Origin of the sequence: Micromonospora sp. RV43 (assembly GCF_001029515.1) — a bacterium.
Lineage (GTDB): Bacteria > Actinomycetota > Actinomycetes > Mycobacteriales > Micromonosporaceae > Micromonospora > Micromonospora aurantiaca.
In genome coordinates this window covers 1-16,754 of sequence record NZ_LEKG01000056.1, presented here as the reverse complement: position 1 = coordinate 16,754, position 16,754 = coordinate 1, and the positions used below count along the sequence as shown (strand labels likewise).

19 protein-coding genes and 1 pseudogene are annotated in these 16,754 nt (G+C 74.4%); 11 read left to right on the top strand and 9 right to left on the bottom strand.

The window, feature by feature from the left end; genetic code table 11:
- From ABD52_RS15880 to ABD52_RS41415, 3 genes and pseudogenes are all read right to left on the bottom strand, one after another.
- Positions 1-504, bottom strand: coding sequence for a hypothetical protein (locus tag ABD52_RS15880; RefSeq protein ID WP_013285406.1), 504 nt, complete (start codon positions 502-504; stop codon positions 1-3).
- Between the two features lie 63 nt (positions 505-567).
- Positions 568-2,197 (bottom strand): annotated as a pseudogene (locus ABD52_RS15875) (ATP-dependent DNA helicase RecQ).
- Between the two features lie 67 nt (positions 2,198-2,264).
- The gene (locus tag ABD52_RS41415; RefSeq protein ID WP_013285408.1) at positions 2,265-2,387 is read right to left on the bottom strand and encodes a hypothetical protein; all 123 of its coding nucleotides are present in this window, start codon (positions 2,385-2,387) and stop codon (positions 2,265-2,267) included.
- A 139-nt stretch (positions 2,388-2,526) separates the two neighbouring features.
- Between ABD52_RS41415 and ABD52_RS15870 the strand changes: the two genes are divergently transcribed.
- Complete coding sequence (locus ABD52_RS15870) at positions 2,527-4,026, top strand: glycoside hydrolase family 3 protein (RefSeq protein ID WP_047892335.1); 1,500 nt, start codon at positions 2,527-2,529, stop codon at positions 4,024-4,026.
- Positions 4,027-4,071: 45 nt separating this feature from the next.
- On the opposite strand, the gene ABD52_RS15865 is transcribed toward ABD52_RS15870, so the two are convergent.
- Both ABD52_RS15865 and ABD52_RS15860 read right to left on the bottom strand, forming a co-directional pair.
- Entirely contained in the window at positions 4,072-4,359 is a 288-nt protein-coding gene (locus tag ABD52_RS15865; protein WP_047892334.1) for a GNAT family N-acetyltransferase, read from the bottom strand.
- The gene (locus ABD52_RS15860) at positions 4,356-5,582 is read right to left on the bottom strand and encodes a cysteine desulfurase-like protein (protein ID WP_047892333.1); all 1,227 of its coding nucleotides are present in this window, start codon (positions 5,580-5,582) and stop codon (positions 4,356-4,358) included. Before ABD52_RS15860 ends, ABD52_RS15865 begins: the two co-directional genes overlap by 4 nt.
- Positions 5,583-5,681: 99 nt before the next feature.
- Here ABD52_RS15860 and ABD52_RS15855 point away from each other — a divergent pair, with 99 nt between their 5' ends.
- The 7 genes from ABD52_RS15855 to ABD52_RS15825 all read left to right on the top strand — a co-directional run bounded on the left by ABD52_RS15855 (position 5,682) and on the right by ABD52_RS15825 (position 9,976).
- Complete coding sequence (locus ABD52_RS15855; protein WP_013285411.1) at positions 5,682-6,041, top strand: hypothetical protein; 360 nt, start codon at positions 5,682-5,684, stop codon at positions 6,039-6,041.
- Positions 6,042-6,106: 65 nt separating this feature from the next.
- On the top strand, positions 6,107-6,928 hold the full coding sequence (locus tag ABD52_RS15850) for a DUF1206 domain-containing protein (protein ID WP_013285412.1): 822 nt from the start codon (positions 6,107-6,109) through the stop codon (positions 6,926-6,928).
- A 77-nt stretch (positions 6,929-7,005) separates the two neighbouring features.
- Positions 7,006-8,202: a mechanosensitive ion channel family protein gene (locus ABD52_RS15845; protein WP_013285413.1), complete on the top strand. Its 1,197-nt coding sequence runs from the start codon at positions 7,006-7,008 to the stop codon at positions 8,200-8,202.
- Between the two features lie 241 nt (positions 8,203-8,443).
- Positions 8,444-8,878 (top strand): phage holin family protein, encoded by a 435-nt coding sequence (locus tag ABD52_RS15840; protein WP_013285414.1) that lies wholly within the window; start codon positions 8,444-8,446, stop codon positions 8,876-8,878.
- Positions 8,875-9,216 carry a DUF3618 domain-containing protein gene (locus ABD52_RS15835; RefSeq protein WP_013285415.1) on the top strand — a complete coding sequence of 114 codons (342 nt, stop codon included), beginning with the start codon at positions 8,875-8,877 and terminating at the stop codon, positions 9,214-9,216. The genes ABD52_RS15840 and ABD52_RS15835 overlap by 4 nt, the downstream gene beginning before the upstream one ends.
- A complete protein-coding gene (locus ABD52_RS15830; RefSeq protein ID WP_013285416.1) occupies positions 9,213-9,485 on the top strand; it encodes a DUF4235 domain-containing protein in 273 nt (90 codons plus the stop codon). The genes ABD52_RS15835 and ABD52_RS15830 overlap by 4 nt, the downstream gene beginning before the upstream one ends.
- A 287-nt stretch (positions 9,486-9,772) precedes the next feature.
- Complete coding sequence (locus ABD52_RS15825) at positions 9,773-9,976, top strand: cold-shock protein (protein WP_007075740.1); 204 nt, start codon at positions 9,773-9,775, stop codon at positions 9,974-9,976.
- A gap of 82 nt (positions 9,977-10,058) precedes the next feature.
- On the opposite strand, the gene ABD52_RS15820 is transcribed toward ABD52_RS15825, so the two are convergent.
- The gene (locus ABD52_RS15820) at positions 10,059-10,250 is read right to left on the bottom strand and encodes a hypothetical protein (RefSeq protein ID WP_047892332.1); all 192 of its coding nucleotides are present in this window, start codon (positions 10,248-10,250) and stop codon (positions 10,059-10,061) included.
- 82 nt (positions 10,251-10,332) lie between these two features.
- Positions 10,333-11,316, bottom strand: coding sequence for an aldo/keto reductase (locus ABD52_RS15815; protein ID WP_047892331.1), 984 nt, complete (start codon positions 11,314-11,316; stop codon positions 10,333-10,335).
- Positions 11,317-11,400: 84 nt separating this feature from the next.
- Between ABD52_RS15815 and ABD52_RS15810 the strand changes: the two genes are divergently transcribed.
- Positions 11,401-12,198: a trans-aconitate 2-methyltransferase gene (locus ABD52_RS15810; protein WP_047892330.1), complete on the top strand. Its 798-nt coding sequence runs from the start codon at positions 11,401-11,403 to the stop codon at positions 12,196-12,198.
- Positions 12,195-13,220, top strand: coding sequence for an adenosine deaminase (locus ABD52_RS15805; RefSeq protein ID WP_013285420.1), 1,026 nt, complete (start codon positions 12,195-12,197; stop codon positions 13,218-13,220). The genes ABD52_RS15810 and ABD52_RS15805 overlap by 4 nt, the downstream gene beginning before the upstream one ends.
- 460 nt (positions 13,221-13,680) lie before the next feature.
- Here the strand turns inward: ABD52_RS15805 and ABD52_RS15800 are convergent, their stop codons facing one another.
- Both ABD52_RS15800 and ABD52_RS15795 read right to left on the bottom strand, forming a co-directional pair.
- Positions 13,681-15,072 (bottom strand): HAMP domain-containing sensor histidine kinase, encoded by a 1,392-nt coding sequence (locus ABD52_RS15800; RefSeq protein WP_176739827.1) that lies wholly within the window; start codon positions 15,070-15,072, stop codon positions 13,681-13,683.
- 29 nt (positions 15,073-15,101) lie between these two features.
- Positions 15,102-15,791: a response regulator transcription factor gene (locus ABD52_RS15795; protein WP_013285422.1), complete on the bottom strand. Its 690-nt coding sequence runs from the start codon at positions 15,789-15,791 to the stop codon at positions 15,102-15,104.
- A gap of 73 nt (positions 15,792-15,864) precedes the next feature.
- On the opposite strand from ABD52_RS15795, the gene ABD52_RS15790 reads away from it, so the two are divergent.
- Positions 15,865-16,754 (top strand): ADP-ribosylglycohydrolase family protein (locus tag ABD52_RS15790; RefSeq protein ID WP_047892329.1); only part of this gene is annotated, 890 nt, incomplete at its 3' end.

The following is a 16,754-nucleotide window of genomic DNA, read 5'->3' as shown; positions in this document are numbered from 1 at the left end:
TCAGTCGTTCAGCACCTGGGACAGCCGGTCGCGGAAACGGCGCTCGGAGTCGGTCACCGCGTCGCCGCCGAGGCCCAGGATGCCGCCCGTGGAGGCCGCGCCCACCACCTGCTCGGCGATGTCCACCAGCCAGTGCCGGTACGCCCCGGCCTGCCCCTCGTCCACCCGCGCGGCGAGCAGCGCGGACGCCTGCCCGGCCCGGGCCAGCACGTCCTCGATCATCGCCTTCGGGTCCTGCGGCGTGATCACCGGCAGCTCCGCGCCGGTCTCCGGGTCGCCCACCCGGTCGACGACCTCACCGGCCACCGCGGCGACCAGCGGGCTGGCCGACTCCCGGCCGGCGGCGATGGTCTCCAGCCCGGCGGCGTTCTCGGCCATGGTGCGACGGGTGCCGTCGGACTCGGCGGCGGCCGCCGCGGTGAGCACCGACTGCGGCAGCCCCACAAGCAGTCCCCACTCCTCGTCGGAGACGCCGAACCGGGTGTACGCCGGCTGCTCGATCACGATCAGGCCCCTTTCGCCGTGGTCGTCGTTGTCGACGGGCGCCCCCGCGGCGCCCGGGTCAGGCTAGTCCAGCTCCAGCAGGCCCTGTTCGGACACCACGCGCACGGACAGCGTCTTGTAGCCCACCTCGTCGAAGAGCACCGTCATCCGGTCCTCCTCGTAGCTGAGCACCAGACCGGCGCCCCACTCCGGGTGGCGTACCTGGCTGTGCACCGGGAACGGGCCGACCGCGCCGTCACCCGCCACACTGGTGCCCGCGTGGCAGTTGTCGCAGTGCCCGCAGACCTCGTGCATCTGCTCACCGAAGTACGCCAGCAGGGCCTGCCCCCGGCAGCCGGTGGTCTCGGCGAAGGCGCGCATCATGTCGGTACGCGACCGGGTCACCGTCTGCTGCCGTTCCGCCTCGGCCAGCGCGGCGCGGCCGGAGTCGGCGGCCGCCGGGGCGTACCGGGGTGCGCCGATGCGCTGCTTGGCCCGTGGCTCGGCGGCGCCGACCTGCTCCAGCAGGGACAGGTACTGCCCCAGCTTGCGCGGACCGAGACCGGTCAGCTCGCGCAGCTCCTTGCGGTTGCGGGCCTTGCCGCGCAGCACCGCGGCGAGTTCGGTCAGTTCCTTCTCGTCCGGCAGACCGCCGCTGAAGTAACGCTGGAGGCCGACGTCCTCGGCGCGCCACAGCAGCAGCACCCGGGCCGGCGAGCCGTCGCGCCCGGCCCGGCCGATCTCCTGGAAGTAGCTGTCCGGCGAGTCGGGCAGCGCCATGTGCACCACCCAGGCGATGTTCGGCTTGTCGATGCCCATGCCGAACGCCGACGTGGCCACCATGATCGGCACCCGGTCGGCGAGGAACGCCTCGTGCAGCTCGTGCCGGGCCGCGGTGGGCATGCCGCCGTGGTAGAACTCGGCCGGGAAACCGGCGCCGGTGAGCCGCTCGGCCAGTTCCTCGGCCGCCCGCCGGGTCGGCACGTAGATGATGCCGGGCCGCTCGTCGTCGCAGCAGCGCGATCAGCCGCCGCCACCGGTAGTCGTCGGTCGGGCAGTGGGCCACCTCCAGGAAGAGGTTGGGCCGGTCCAGCCCGGAGACCACCACCTCCGGCTCGCGCAGCCGCAGCCGGGCGATGATGTCGTCGCGTACCGGCGGGGAGGCGGTCGCGGTGAGCGCCACCACCGGCGGGCGGCCCAGGCCGTCGATCAGGTGACCGAGCGCCAGGTAGTCCGGCCGGAAGTCGTGGCCCCACGCGGAGATGCAGTGCGCCTCGTCGATCGCCACCAGCGCCGGCTTCAGCTCGCGGACCTCGGCGAGCCGGTCCGGGTTGCTCAGCGCCTCCGGCGTGATGAACAGGAACTCCGCGCGCCCGGCGCGGATGTCCTCGATCGCCTCGGCCTGCTGGGCGGCGCTCTCGTCCGAGCTGATCCGCACCGCGCGCAGCTCCGGGCGCTGCCGTTCGTTGAGCGCGGCGATCTGGTCCTGCTGCAACGCCAGCAGGGGGGAGATCACCACAGTCGGGCCGGGGATCAGGCTGGCCGGGATCTGGTAGATCGCCGACTTGCCGGCGCCGGTGGGCAGCACCACCAGGGCGTCACGGCGCTTCATCACGGCGCGCATGGCGGCGAGCTGGTTGGGCCGCAGCGCGGTCCAGCCGAACAGGTTCCGCGCCGCCCGGCGCAGGCTGGAGGAGTGCGTGGTCAGTTTCATCAAGCGCCTCAGCTACCCCCGGCGATCCCGCGCGAAACCGGCACCGCCGCTCACCGCCCGGCGCGGATCAGCGGCGGAACATGGCCCGGATCGCGATCAGCAGGAACAGGCCGCCGACCACCAGGCCGAGCAGGCGTACGCCGGGGATGTCGGCGGCGCTGGTGGCGTCGGCGAGCGGCAGAGCGGACATGTGGGAACTCTCCCACGCGAGGTCCGGGGGCGCCAGCGGCTAACAGTAAGGATTGTTGACTATTTAGCTGCGCGGTGTGACCATGTCAGCACCCGCCGGCCCCGGCGGGTCCGTGGGGGAGACGGGGGTACGACAGCACATGAGCGAGCGGACCGAGGGATCGACCGGAGACCTGGCGGCGCTCGCCGCCGCCGTCCTGCAACCGGGGTTCGTCGGCACCACACCGCCGCCGTGGGTGTGCCGCTGGCTCGGCGAGGGCCTCGGCTCGGTGGTCCTGTTCGCCCGCAACGTCGTCGACCACGAGCAGGTCGCCACGCTCACCGCGAACCTGCGCGCCGAGCGGCCCGATGTCATCGTGGCGATCGACGAGGAGGCCGGCGACGTCACCCGGATCGAGTCCGCCCGGGGCAGTTCCCGTCCCGGCAACTACGCGCTCGGCGCTGTCGACGACCCGGCGCTGACCGAGGAGGTCGCCCGCGACCTGGGCGCCGAACTCGCGGCCGTCGGCGTCACGCTGGACTACGCCCCGGACGCCGACGTCAACTCCAACCCGGCCAACCCGGTCATCGGGGTGCGCTCCTTCGGCGCCGACCCGGACCTGGTCGCCCGGCACACCGCCGCCTGGGTACGCGGCCTCCAGGCCGGCGGCGTCGCCGCCTGCGCCAAGCACTTCCCCGGGCACGGCGACACCCGTGTCGACTCGCACCACGACCTGCCCCGCATCGGCGGCGACCGGGCCCGCCTCGACGCGGTCGAGCTGGCCCCGTTCCGCGCCGCCGTGGCCGCCGGGGTGCAGGCGGTGATGACCGGCCACCTGCTGGTGCCGGCGCTGGACCCGGAGCTGCCCGCCACGCTCAGCCCGCGCGTGCTCGGCGGCCTGCTGCGCGAGGAGATGGGCTTCGGCGGCGTGGTGGTCACCGACGCGGTGGAGATGCGCGCGGTGGCCGACCGGTACGGCTTCACCGGCGCCGCCGTGCGCGCGCTCGTGGCCGGCGCGGACGCGATCTGCGTCGGCGGGGAACGGGCCACCGAGGCCGACGCCCGCGAGCTGCGCGACGCGATCGTCGCGGCGGTGATCAGCGGGGAGCTGCCCGAGGAGCGGCTCGCCGAGGCGGCCAAGCGCGTCGGTCAGCTCGCCGCGTGGAGCGTCGCCGCCCGCGCCCGCCGGGCCACCGGCACGCCGCCCGCCGACGGCTCACCGATCGGGCTCGCCGCCGCCCGCCGCGCGGTCCGGGTCACCGGCGACGCCGGGCTGCTGCCGCTGACCGGTCCGGCCCACGTCGTGGAGTTCGCGCCCCCGCGCAACATCGCCATCGGCGAGGAGACGCCGTGGGGCATCGCCGCACCGCTGGCCCACCTGGCGCCCGGCACCACCACCGCCCGCTACGCCGCCGACGCCGTACCGGCCGACCCGGGCGCGACGCCCGCCGGCCGGCCGCTGGTGCTCGTGGTGCGCGACCTGCACCGGCACGACTGGATGCGGGACGCGGTACGCCGCGCGCTCGCCGCCCGCCCGGACGCGGTGGTGGTCGAGCTGGGCGTGCCCGAGCTGGTCACCGGTGCGGTGCACCTGGCCACCCACGGCGCCACCGCCGCGGCGGCACGGGCCGCCGCCGAGGTGCTGACCGGGGCGCGCTGACTCCCGGTCCGGCCGGGTGGGGAGGTCCCCCGGCCGGACCGGGCCTCACGGCTTGTCTGCCACCAGGTCGGCGTACTCCGGGTGGCGCTCGATGAACGAGGCCACGAACGGGCACTGCGGCACGATCCGGCCGCCCCGGGCGCGGACCTGGTCCAGCGCGCCGCGGACCAGCGCGGCCCCGACGCCCTGACCCTGGAACCGGTCGTCGACCTCGGTGTGCGTGAACACGAGCGTCTCGCCCCGGGGCGTGTACGCGGTGAAGCCGGCCAGCGCGTCGTCGACCAGGATCTCGAAGCGGCGCTTGGCGGTGTTCTCCTCGACCAGAAAGCTCACCGGATCATTCTCCCCTCGGGCCCGGCCAGCCGGTCCAGTTCGGCCAGCAGCCGGTCCACCTCGTCGGCGGTGTTGTAGTGGTAGACGCTGGCCCGCACGGCCCCGCCGCTGCCCCGCAGGCCCATGCCCTCGAAGTACTCGTAGGCGTAGTAGTCGCCGTGCGACAGGCACAGGCCCGCCTCGCCCAGCGCCGCCGCCGTCTGCGCCGGGGTCGCTCCGGCCACCCGGAACGACACGGTCGGGCAGCGCCGCGCCGGTGCGCCGTACACGGTCGCGAACGGGCGGTCGGCCAGCCCGGCGAGCAACCGGTCGAAGACCGCCTCCTCGTGCGCCTGCGCGGCTGCCAGACCGGCGCGTACCCGCTCCCGCCGGTCGCCGGTCGCCTCCGGGTCCAGGCCGGCCAGGTGGTCCACCGCGGCCGTCACCCCGGCCAGCAGCGGGAAGCTCGGCGTGCCGTACTCGAACCGGTCCGGCACCGCGTCGGCGGAGGGCACGAGCTTCGCCGGGCGCAGCGCCTCCCAGCGCGCCGGGTCGGCGACCATCGCCGCCAGGTGCGGCCCGGACCACTTGTAGGCGCTGGTCACCAGGAAGTCCGCGCCGAGCGACGCCAGGTCGGTCGGGCCGTGCGGCACCGAGTGCACGCCGTCCACGCACACCAGCGCGCCGGCGGCGTGCGCGGTCTTGGCGATCGCCGCCACGTCCGGCACGGTGCCGATCGCGTTGCTGCCGGCGGTCACCGCGACCAGCCGGGTGCGCTCGGTGACCAGGTCGGCGTACTGACCGGCGGGCAGCTCACCGGTCGCCGGGTCGAACTCGGCCCAGCGCACGGTGGCGCCGGACGACTGCGCGGCCTGCACCCACGGGCGGACGTTCGCGTCGTGGTCCAGGCGGGAGACGACCACCTCGTCGCCCGGACGCCAGCCGGCGCCGAGCGTCCGGGCCAGCGTGTACGTCAGCGCTGTCGCGCTCGGCCCGAGCACCACGCCCGACGGATGCGCGCCGAGCAGGTCGGCGACCGCGGCCCGCGCCCCGGCGACCAGATCCAGCGCCCGGCGCCCGGGCAGGAAGGCGGTGCTGCGGTTGCCCGTCGCGGCGCGCATCGCCCCGGCCACCGCCTCGACGACGGCGGCGGCGGTCTGGGTGCCCCCGGCACCGTCGAAGTGGACGAATCCCTCGCCCAGGGCAGGGTAGGCGGCCCGGACCCGGGCGACGTCGAAAGCCATTCCGGCACCCTAGCGCGCACCCCGGACGCCCTGCCCGGCGTGGCCGTCCCGCGCTCGCCCGCGAGGCCGCTGTGGCGTTCGCCGCCTATCCTTGGACGGGTGACGATCCGACGCGCCACCTCCGCCCCCGCCCGTCGCGCCGCCGGTCTGCTCGCCGGTCTCGCCCTCGGCGCCGCACTGCTCGCCGGATGCAGCTCCGAAGGCGCCGAGACCGACTGCGGTCTGGACGCCTGCACGATCACCTTCGACCGCGGCGTGGAGGCCAGCGCCCGGATCCTCGGCGTCGAGGCGAAGCTGATCGGCGCCGAAGGCGACCAGGTCACCGTCGAGGTCGCCGGGGAACAGCTCTCGCTCACAGTGGGCCAGCAGGCCACCGAGGTCGCCGGCTTCCAGGTCAGCCTGGACAGCGTCAACGATCAGCAGGTGGTGGTGCGGGTCGCCCGCGACCTCAGCGCCTGATCCGTTTCGGCCGTCCCGGCGGGCGGCGACGTTTGGAAAATCGCCCGCCGGGAGATTGAGGGCTCATGTCTCTCACCCGGAACGCCGGAGCCACCGCCGCCCAGGCTCGAAACAGCCGGTGGCTCGAACTGTTGACCCGTGCCGGCTTCATCGGATACGGAATCGTGCACCTGCTCCTCGCCTGGCTGGCGCTGCAGATCGCCTTCGGGAACTCGGGCGAGGAGGGAAACCAGAACGGCGCGCTGCGCACTCTCGGTGAACAGCCGCTCGGGAAGTTCCTCCTGATCGCGATGGCGGTCGGCCTGTTCGCCATGGCGATCTGGCAGGCCTTCGAGGCGATCTCCGGCCACGTGTCCAGGACGGGCAAGGAACGACTGTTCGAACGGATCGCCTCGGTGGTCCGGGTCGTCGTGTTCGTCTGGCTGGGCTGGACCGCGATCAAGGTCTTCCAGGACGCCAGCTCCAACGCCTCCGACCAGCAGCAGCAGCTCTCCGAGAAGCTGATGGCCTCCGACGGCGGCCGGTGGCTGGTCGGCCTGGCCGGGCTCGCGCTCGCCGCGCTCGGCATCGGCATGGTCGTCTACGGCCTGAAGAAGAAGTTCGAGCGCAACCTCAAGACCGGCGAGATGAGCCCGAAGACCCGCCAGCTCACCCGTCGGCTCGGCATGGCCGGGTACGCCTCCCGGGGCGCCGTGTTCGCCATCGCCGGCCTGCTGATCGTGGTCGCCGCTGTGAACTACGACCCGGAGAAGGCGCGTGGCCTCGACGCCGCGCTGCGGACGCTGCGCGACCAGTCGTACGGGCCGTGGCTGCTGGCGCTCATGGCGCTCGGCATCGCCGCGTTCGGTGTCTACTGCTTCTTCCAGTCCCGGTACCGCAAGGTCTGATCCTGGTCGATACCCGGGCCGCCGGGCACCATTGGGCCTTTGCCCGATTCCCGCCCGGTCGGAGGGAGAGAGAGTTCGTGCAGAGTTATGTCGTGACAGTCGCCGCCGCGCTCGCCGCGGCGGCGATCGCGTTGGTGCTGGCCCAGGTGGTGCACCGCGTCATCCGCCGCCTCGGCCGCCGCTCGCTGCTGATGACCGAGCTGACCGAGCACGCGCACCGCGCGTTCCAGCTCGCCCTCACCGTGGCGGCGGTGCAGTTCGCGGTCCGGTTCACCACCGCGTACGCGGTCGGCAGCCCGTGGCGGCAGTTCGTCCTGCACACGCTGGTGCTCGCGACGATCGCCGCCACCGCATGGCTGGTGGCCTCGCTGCTGGTGGTGGCGGAGGACACCGCGCTGGCCCGGTTCCGGGTCGACGTGCCGAACAACAGGCACGCCCGCCGGGTGCGCACGCAGGTGGTGCTGCTGCGCCGGCTCACCATCGCGGTGATCGTGATCCTCACGGTCGGCGTGATGCTGATGACGTTCCCGGCCGTACGCGGGGTCGGCGCCGGTGTGCTGACCTCCGCCGGTGTGATCGCCGCGGTCGCCGCGCTGGCCGCGCAGAGCCTGCTCGCCAACGTCTTCGCCGGTCTGCAGCTCGCGTTCAGCGACGCGGTACGCCTGGACGACGTGGTGGTGGTCGAGGGGGAGTGGGGCCGGATCGAGGAGCTGACGCTCAGCTACGTGGTGGTGCAGATCTGGGACGACCGCCGGCTGATCCTGCCCACCTCGTACTTCACCAGCCGGCCGTTCCAGAACTGGACCCGGACCGAGGCGGCGGTGCTCGGCACCGCCGAGTTCGAGCTGGACTGGGCGATTCCGGTGCAGGCGATGCGGGAGGAGTTGCGCCGCCTGTGCGAGGGCACGGAGCTGTGGGACGGCCGGGTCTGCGTGCTCCAGGTGACCGACGCGACCGGCGGCATGGTCAAGGTCCGCGCGCTGGTCAGCGCCGCCGACGCGGGCAGCCTGTGGGACCTGCGGTGCCTGGTCCGCGAGCACCTGGTGACCTGGGTACGCGACCAGCGCCCGACCGCCCTGCCCCGGCTGCGCGCCGAGGTCGGCGAGGCCACCGGCCCGCTGCCCTGGCAGGCGGTGCAGCCGCGCCGCCCGGTACGCCGTCCGACCGGCACCGAGGCGCCCGACGACGCGCGTGTCTTCGGCGGCAGCGACGACGGCGAGGCCCGCAGCGAGGTGTTCGTGGGCCGGGAGGAGCACGCCGAGGCGCGTCGCTGACCCCGTACCCCCGATCGGAGCCCCCGGCCGCCCACGGCGCCGGGGGTTCGGCGCGTACGAGCGGCTTTCCGGCCGGGCGGGTTTGGCCGGGCCGTTGCGGGGGACGTGGTGCGCACGCCCCGGATCCGGTGCCCGGCACCGGGTTCCGGCGGCGCGCGGCCGGGCGGACCGGCTGCTCCGCGCAGGATTGACGGGCGGCGACTCCGGGCATACAGCGCGGTGATGACGAAAGGAGGACAGCATGGCTGACGTCGCGAGTCGCAGCACGTCGCGGACCGGGAGCGAGCCGTCCACCGCCGAACTGGTACAGCGCGCCACCGAGCAGGTCACCCGCCTGGTGCGGGACGAGCTGGCCCTGGCCCGTGCGGAGCTGACCCAGAAGGGCAAGCACGCCGGGATCGGGATCGGTCTGTTCGGCGGCGGCGGGGTGATGGCGCTCTACGGCGCCGGCGCCCTGGTCGCCACCGTGATCCTGCTGCTGGCGCTTGTCATGCCGGCGTGGCTGGCCGCCCTGATCGTGGCGGTGGCGCTGTTCCTGCTCGCCGGGATCCTGGCGCTGGTGGGCAAGAAGCAGGTCAGCCGTGCCGTCCCGCCGGTGCCCCAGGCGGCGGTCCGCAGCGTTCGGGCGGACGTCGACACGGTCACCGCCGCGGTGAAGGACGGGAGGCGGGCATGACCGGTAACGGGACCGGGGACGTGGCGGCGCTCCGGGAGGAGATCCGCCGGACCCGGGTGGAGCTCGGTGAGACGATGGAGCTGCTCGCGGCCAGGGCCGATCCGAAGGCGCTGGTGCGGCACTCCGCCGAGGCGGCGAAGGCGCGGATGCGGGAGCAGGCGTCGCTGACCGCGGCCCGGGTGCGCGGGCGGGCGGCGGAGCGGGCCCGGCTGGTCCGGGCGCAGGCGTACGAGAAGGGTGAGGCGGTCGGGCGCAACCCGTTGCCGTGGGCGGCCATCGCGGCCGGCGCGCTGGTGACCGCGGTGGTGCTGGTGATCGTCCGAGGGAGGCGCAGGTGAGTGGCAGGGTCGGCAAGGCGGCGTACAAGCCGGTGGGGGTGCTGCTCGGCCTGGCCGCCGGTGCCGTCGCCGGGGCGATCTTCCGTCAGGTCTGGAAGGTGACGGCGGGCGACGGCGAGGCGCCGAGCGCCACCGACGAGGACCGCCGCTGGGGCGAGGTGCTGGCCGCCGCGGCCCTGCAGGGGGCCATCTTCTCGGTGGTGCGGGCCGCCGTCGACAGGGGCGGGGCGGTGGGCGTACGCCGTCTGACCGGTCGCTGGCCGGACTGACGAAAAGGCCGGAAAGGCCCCTTTCCCGAGCGCGGGAAAGGGGCCTTTCGCATGGCTCCGGCGGGCCGCGCAGCGCCGTCCGCACGACCTTCAGGTCACATGTCGGAGAATTTCGTCCGCTAGGCTGTGCGAAGTTTTTGCGTACGTGGTTTGCTGTCTCACGCTGTTGAGAGACGCGTGGGTTGAGAGAAGTCTCCTGCATTGGGGGCCGCCTCAGGCGCCGCTGCTCGAAAACGGCCAATCGGCCGCACGGCGTGCTCGGCCGCCAGTTTTAGAAGGAGATACACATGGCGCAGGGAACCGTGAAGTGGTTCAACGCTGACAAGGGCTTCGGCTTCATCACCGTCGACGGCGGGGGTGCTGACGTGTTCGTCCACTTCTCGGCCATCCAGACCAGCGGCTACCGCACGCTGGAGGAGAACCAGCGGGTGGAGTTCGAGATCGCCCAGGGTCAGAAGGGTCCGCAGGCCGAGCAGGTCCGCCCCATCTGAGCTGACCGCACCCGGCCGCGCCGGCCGGTGCCGGAAGCCCCGCATCCCGCACGGGAGGCGGGGCTTCGCCTTACCCGGCGTCTCAGCGGCGTCGCGCCCGCATGCCCCACCAGAGCCCGGCCAGTCCGAACAGGACCAGCACCGGGCCGACCAGCGCCCAGATCCGCTGGTCGCTCATGATGCTGCCCTCGACGTACCCGAGGCCCAGCACCGTCCACACCGTACCGAGCACCACGGCGAGCAGCCCCAGGGTGAGCCGGAACCAACCCCTCATCGTTCCCCCTCCGACGACGACAGTCCCGCTCCAGCATGCCCGCCGCCGCGGGTGCCCGGCGACGCCGCGCCGGACGGCCGGCTCACCACCGGTCGTGCACCTGCGGGCGGATCAGCTCGTCGTAGGTGGCCCGCACCGCGGCCAGCTCCACCTCGGTCAGTGCCGGCTGCCCGGCCGCCTCGGCGTTGCGCCGCGCCTGCTCGGGGGAGCGGGCGCCGGGGATCACCACAGTGACGCCGGGCTGGTCGAGAACCCACCGCAGCGCGAACTGCGCCATCGTGCGGTCCTCGCCGACCAGCGGCGCGAGCCGGCGTACCGCCGCCAGGCCGCTGTCGTAGTCCACGCCGGAGAACGTCTCGCCCACGTCGAACGACTCGCCGTGCCGGTTGAACGTGCGGTGGTCGTTCGCCGGGAACGTGGTGTTCTCGTCGTACCGGCCGGAGAGCAGGCCGCTCGCCAGCGGCACCCGGGCGATGATCCCGACCCCGGCGGCAGCGGCGGCGGGCAGCACCCGCTCCAGCGGCTTGTGCCGGACCGCGTTGAGGATGATCTGCACGCTCGCCACACCGGGCCGGGCGATGGCGGTGAGCGCCTGGTCGCAGGTCTCCACGCTGACGCCGTACCCGGCCACGCGTCCCTCGGCGACGAGTGTGTCGAGCGCGTCGAAGGCCCGGTCGTCGGCGAAGACGGCGGTGGGCGGGCAGTGCAGCTGCACCAGGTCGAGCGTGTCGACGCCGAGGTTGGCCCGGGACCTGTCGGTCCAGGCCCGGAAGTTGTCGAGGGTGTACGCCTCCGGCGTCTGCTCGACCCGGCGGCCCATCTTGGTGGCCACGGTGAGCCCGTGTCCGGGGCGGGCGCGCAGGAACCGGCCGATCAGGGCCTCGCTGCGGCCGTCGCCGTACACGTCGGCGGTGTCCAGGAAGGTGACGCCCGCGTCGACGGCGGCGGCCAGTACGGCGAGCGCCGCGTCCTCGCTGACCTCGCCCCAGTCCGCGCCGAGCTGCCACGCGCCGAGTCCGATGATGCCGACGTGCCGGCCGAGCCGGTCGAAGCTGCGCTGTTCCACCCGGTCGAGCCTAGTGAGCGGCTTGCCGTGGCGCGCGCCGGGCCGTACGGTCTAACAAGACGTACGTACGGTTTGGAGACTGTCATGTGGGATCCGCGCACCTACCTGCGCTACGGCGACGAGCGCTCCCGGCCGTTCCACGACCTGCTGGCCCGCGTCGGCGCCGAGCACCCGCGCGCCGTGGTCGACCTCGGCTGCGGCCCCGGCACCCTCACCGCCACGCTCGCCGCCCGCTGGCCCGGCAGCCGGGTCACCGGCCTGGACTCCTCCCCGGAGATGATCGAGCGCGCGACCGCCGAGGGCGGACCGGTCACGTACGCCGTCGCCGTCGCCGACGTCCGCGACTGGCGGCCGGAGCCCGACGTGGACGTGCTGGTCGGCAACGCCGTGCTCCAGTGGGTGCCGGAACACCGTGACCTGCTCCGCCGCTGGGCGGCCGCGCTGCCGGCCGGCGCCTGGATGGCGTTCCAGGTGCCCGGCAACTTCGACGCGCCCTCGCACCGGCTGCTGCGCTCCGTCGCCGCCCGGGACCGGTGGCGCGACGCGCTCGCCGGGAAGCTGCGCGAGGCCCCCGTCGACGAGCCCGTCGGCTACGCCACGCTGCTGACCGGCGCGGGCTGCGCGGTCGACGCCTGGGAGACTACGTACGTGCATCTGCTGCCCGCCACCGGCGCCGACCACCCGGTGCTGGCCTGGATGGAGGGCACCGCGCTGCGCCCGGTCCGCGCCGCGCTGGACGCCGCCGGCTGGGCCGCCTTCCGCGCCGAGCTGGGGGTACGGCTCGCGCAGGCGTACCCGGTGCGGCAGGGTCAGGTGTACTTCCCGTTCCGCCGGATCTTCATGGTGGCCCGGACCGGCGCCCGCGCAGAGGAGAACTCGTGACCGACCTGCCCACCTTCATCGCCGGACTGCCAAAGGTGGAGCTGCACGTGCACCACGTCGGCTCGGCCTCGCCCCGGATCGTCGCCGAGCTGGCCGCCCGGCACGAGGGGCGCAGCCCGGTCCCGGCCGACCCGGAGGCGCTCGCCGACTACTTCGCGTTCCGCGACTTCGCCCACTTCATCGAGGTCTACCTCAGCGTCGTGGACCTGATCCGCGACGCCGACGACGTCTGGCTGCTCACCCACGAGGTCGCCCGGGAACTGGCCCGCCAGCAGGTCCGCTACGCCGAGCTGACCGTCACGCCGTACTCGCACGTCAACCGCGGCATCCCGGCGCCGGCGTTCTGCGAGGCGATCGAGGACGCCCGCAAGCGCGCCGAGGCCGACTTCGGCATCGCGCTGCGCTGGTGCTTCGACATCCCCGGCGAGGCCGGCCTGCCCGCCGCCGAGCAGACGCTGCGGATCGCACTCGACGAACGACCGGACGGGCTGATCAGCTTCGGCCTCGGCGGCCCCGAGATCGGGGTGCCCCGGCCGCAGTTCAAGCCGTGGTTCGACCAGGCGCGGGCGGCCGGGCTGCGTTCGGTGCCGCACGCCGGCGAGACCACCGGCCCGGAGACGATCTGGGACGCGCTGCGCGAACTGGGCGCCGAGCGGATCGGCCACGGCATCTCCGCCGCGCAGGACCCGGCGCTGCTGACCCACCTCGCCGAGCGGCGGATCCCGCTGGAGATCTCGCCGACGTCCAACGTGCGTACGCGGGCCGTACCGAGCCTGGACGCGCACCCGCTGCCGCTGCTGGTCGAGGCCGGCGTGCCGGTCAGCATCAACTCCGACGACCCGCCGATGTTCGGCACCACGCTCAACGACGAGTACGCGGTGGCCGCCCGCCTGCTGCGGCTCGGCCCGGACGGGGTGGCCGCGCTGGCCCGGGAGGCGGTGGCCGCGGCGTTCCTGACGCCGGCCGAGCAGGCCCGGATCACCGCCGAGATCGACGCGTACCTGGCGAGCGCGGCACGCTGAGCGGCCGTACCGGTGCCGGTCGTCGCGATCCCCGAGGCGGCCGGCGCCGCGCGGTCAGCATCAGCCCGGACAGCGCCAGCGCGGCGAGCGCGGCAGTGGGACCGGGAGCGACGGGCACGGGCCGGACGGGACCGTGCGCGAGCACCGGGTCCTGCCAGACCGCGAGCGTGAGTGCGATGCCCAGGCCGATGACGGCGGCCCAGCGGAGCAGACGACTGACGGCCGGTGGCATGACGGTCACCTCGCGCCCGGGATCGACGGGAGAGCGCGCGCGACGGGAGCGAGGTGTGGGGGGACCGGACTCCCGCCGCGCGCATGATCCGTCGGCCGGAAGGTCTTACGGGGCGTCCCGGCCGACGGAACTGATGGGTTCTGTCAGCGATCCTGGCAGTTCACGCCGGTTTTCCGGCCGTCGTTAAACCACCTTTAAGGAGAACTTGCGCCCGTACACAGTCAGCGGTCAGCGCGGGCGCGGCCAGCGCCGCCCCGGACGCGGCTCGCGTGCCTCCCGGGCCATCCGCCCGACCAGCCCGAACCGGTTCACCGGCCGGGGCGCCGCGTCCGGGTCGGCCAGCAGCATCACCACACTCGCGCCGCCGAGCCGGGCCCGGTCGATGCTCACCGAACCGTTCGCCTGCAACGCGACCCGCTTGGCGATGTCCAGCCCGAGCCCGGTGGAGCCCTTGTCGCTCTCGCCCCGGCGCAGCGCCCGGTCCGGGTCGGCGATGCCGGCCCCGGCGTCGTCGATGCGGATCGCCACCCAGCCGTCCCGGCGGCTCACCGCCACCTCGAACGCGGTGCCCTGCGGCGTGTACCGGAACACGTTGCCGATCACCGCGTCCAGCGCGGCGGCCAGCTCGGCGCGGGGCACCGGCGCCGGGATCCGCAACTGGGCACCGACCACCCGGTGCGGCCGGTTCTGGTCACCCGCCAGCGCCGACCAGAAGACCATCCGGTCCCGGACCACCTCGCTCACGTCGCACGACGCCGGCGCCGACTCCTGGGCGACCGCCTTGCGGGTCGTCTTGATGAGCTGGTCGACCTCGCCCTCCAGCGTGACGATCGCCTGCCGGATACGCCGGATGCCGCGCCGCCGGTCCAGCTCCGCCTCGCTGAACGTGCCGATGCTCGTGTCGTCGGACTCCAGCGCCTCGGCGTCCAGCCGCAGCGCGGTCAGCGGCGTACGCAGCCGGTGCGACAGGTCGGCGACCAGTTCGTGCTCGTCGGCGCGCAGCGCCACCAGTCGTTCCGTCATCCGGTTGAACGCGTGCCCGGCCTCGGCCAGCTCACGCGGGCCGGTCGGCTCGACCCGTACCCCCAGCTCGCCGTCACCCACCGCGAGCGCCGCCTTGACCAGGTCGCCGGTGGCGTCCACGGCCCGGGCCGCCACCCGGTCGACCACGGCGACCGCCGCGCCGACCAGCGCCAGGCCGATCGCGAGTAGCAGCAGCCACCGCCCGCCGCCGCCGGAGTCGAGCACCTCGTCGGGGACGAAGACCTCCACCACGGCGACCCGGTCACCCAGCACCACCGGGTCCAGCCGCAGCACCCCGCCGTCCACCTCGGTCACCACCGACCGCCGCTGCGCGGCGGCGTCGGCGAGCACCTGCGGGTTCGCGCGGCCGGCCGACTCGTCAGCGCCGATGCCGTGCACGACCGGCCGCATGGCCGGATCGTCGCCGGCCGCGGCGGCCACCGCCCGTTCGATCGTCGCGGTGTCCGTGCTGACCGCCAGCGCGCCGGTCACCAGCGCGGCCCGGCGGGCGGCGTCGGCCAGCTCCGCCTCGCGGGTGCGGTCGGCGAGGGTGAACCCGAGCGGGACGAGGAAGGCGAGCGCGATCAGGCCGCACAGCCCCGCGGTGAGCCCGGCGAGGCTGAACCTCAGTCCGGCGCCACCAGCCGGAAGCCGACCCCCCGCACGGTGCGCAGGTAGCGCGGCTTCGCCGCGGACTCGCCCATTTTGCGGCGGAGCCAGTACAGGTGAACGTCGATGGTCTGGTCCTCGCCGACCGATGGCTGCCGCCATACCTCCTCCAAGAGTTCCCGCCGGGACACTACCCGGCCGGGACGCGCGGCGAGATACGCCAGCAGGTCGAATTCCTTACGGGTCAGGGCCAGCGCCTCCCCGTCCAGCACCGCGCTGCGCTCGCCCACGTCCACCCGCAGGCCGCCGACCGTGTGCACGGCCGGCGCGACGGTACGGCTGGCCCGGCCGGCCCGCCGCAGCACAGTGGTGATCCGGGCGTCCAGGTGCGCCCCGGTGAACGGCTTGACCATGTAGTCGTCCGCCCCGGCGCGCAGCAGCCGTACCACCGACTGCTCGTCGTCGCGGGCGGTGGCGATGATGATCGGCACATCGGTGATGCCGCGCAGCATCCGCAGCGCGTCCGAGCCGTCCAGGTCGGGCAGGCCGAGGTCGAGCACCACCAGGTCCGGCGTCTCCGCGGCGACCCGGCGCAGTGCGTCCAGCGCGGTGCCGACCGCGTGCACCGCGTGCCCGCGGTCGGTCAGCGACCGCAGCATGGCGCCGCGCACGACGTGGTCGTCTTCGACCAGCAGGACGGTTGCCACGTCAGCACCGTACTCGGCGTGGCAAGCCGGTCGCGTTGCGGCGGTCCGGCCAACCGGGCAAGCTGGGACGGCGATGACGTTCACGCTCTTCCCCGACACCCGCCTCACGCTCGCCCGCGACGCGCTGGCCGGCCTGTCGGTGGGCGACGCCCTCGGCTCCCAGTTCTTCGTCCCCGGCCGGCACCCGGACGACCTCGCCGCCGGGCGGCTGCCCGCGCCGCCGTGGGAGTGGACCGACGACACCGAGATGGCGTGCTCGGTGGTGGCCGAGCTGGCCGCCGACGGCCGCATCGACCGGGACCGGCTGGCGCTGGCGTTCGCGCAGCGCTGCGAGCCGTACCGCGGGTACGGGCCGGGCACGGTGACGGTGCTGCGGCTGATCCGCACCGGCACGCCCTGGCCGGTGGCCGCCGCGTCCGCGTTCGACGGGCAGGGGTCCTGCGGCAACGGCGCCGCCATGCGTGTCGCGCCGCTCGGCGCCTGGCACGCCGATTCCACCCGCCGCGCCGCCGAGCAGGCCCGCGCCTCCGCCGAGGTGACACACGCCCACCCGGAGGGCGTCGCCGGTGCGGTGGCGGTCGCGGTCGCCGCCTCGCTCGCCGCCCGCGCCCGCCTCGACGGCGGCCGCCCCGACCCGGCCCGGCTGCTCACCGCCGTCGCCGGGGCGCTCGACCCGGCCGGTGAGGTGCACCGCGGGGTACGCCGGGCCGCCGCGCTGCTCGGTCACTCCGCCGCCGAGGCGGCCGACGCGCTCGGCAACGGCTCCCGGGTCACCGCGCAGGACACCGTACCGTTCACGCTCTGGGTCGCCGCCACGCTGCTGCACGACTACCCCGCCGCGATCCGCGCCTGCGTCGAGGCGGGCGGCGACGTGGACACCACAGCCGCGATCGTGGGCGGGATCGTTGCCGCGTACACCGGGGTGGGCGCGCCGGGCGGCGTGCCCACCCCGGTGTACGCGGC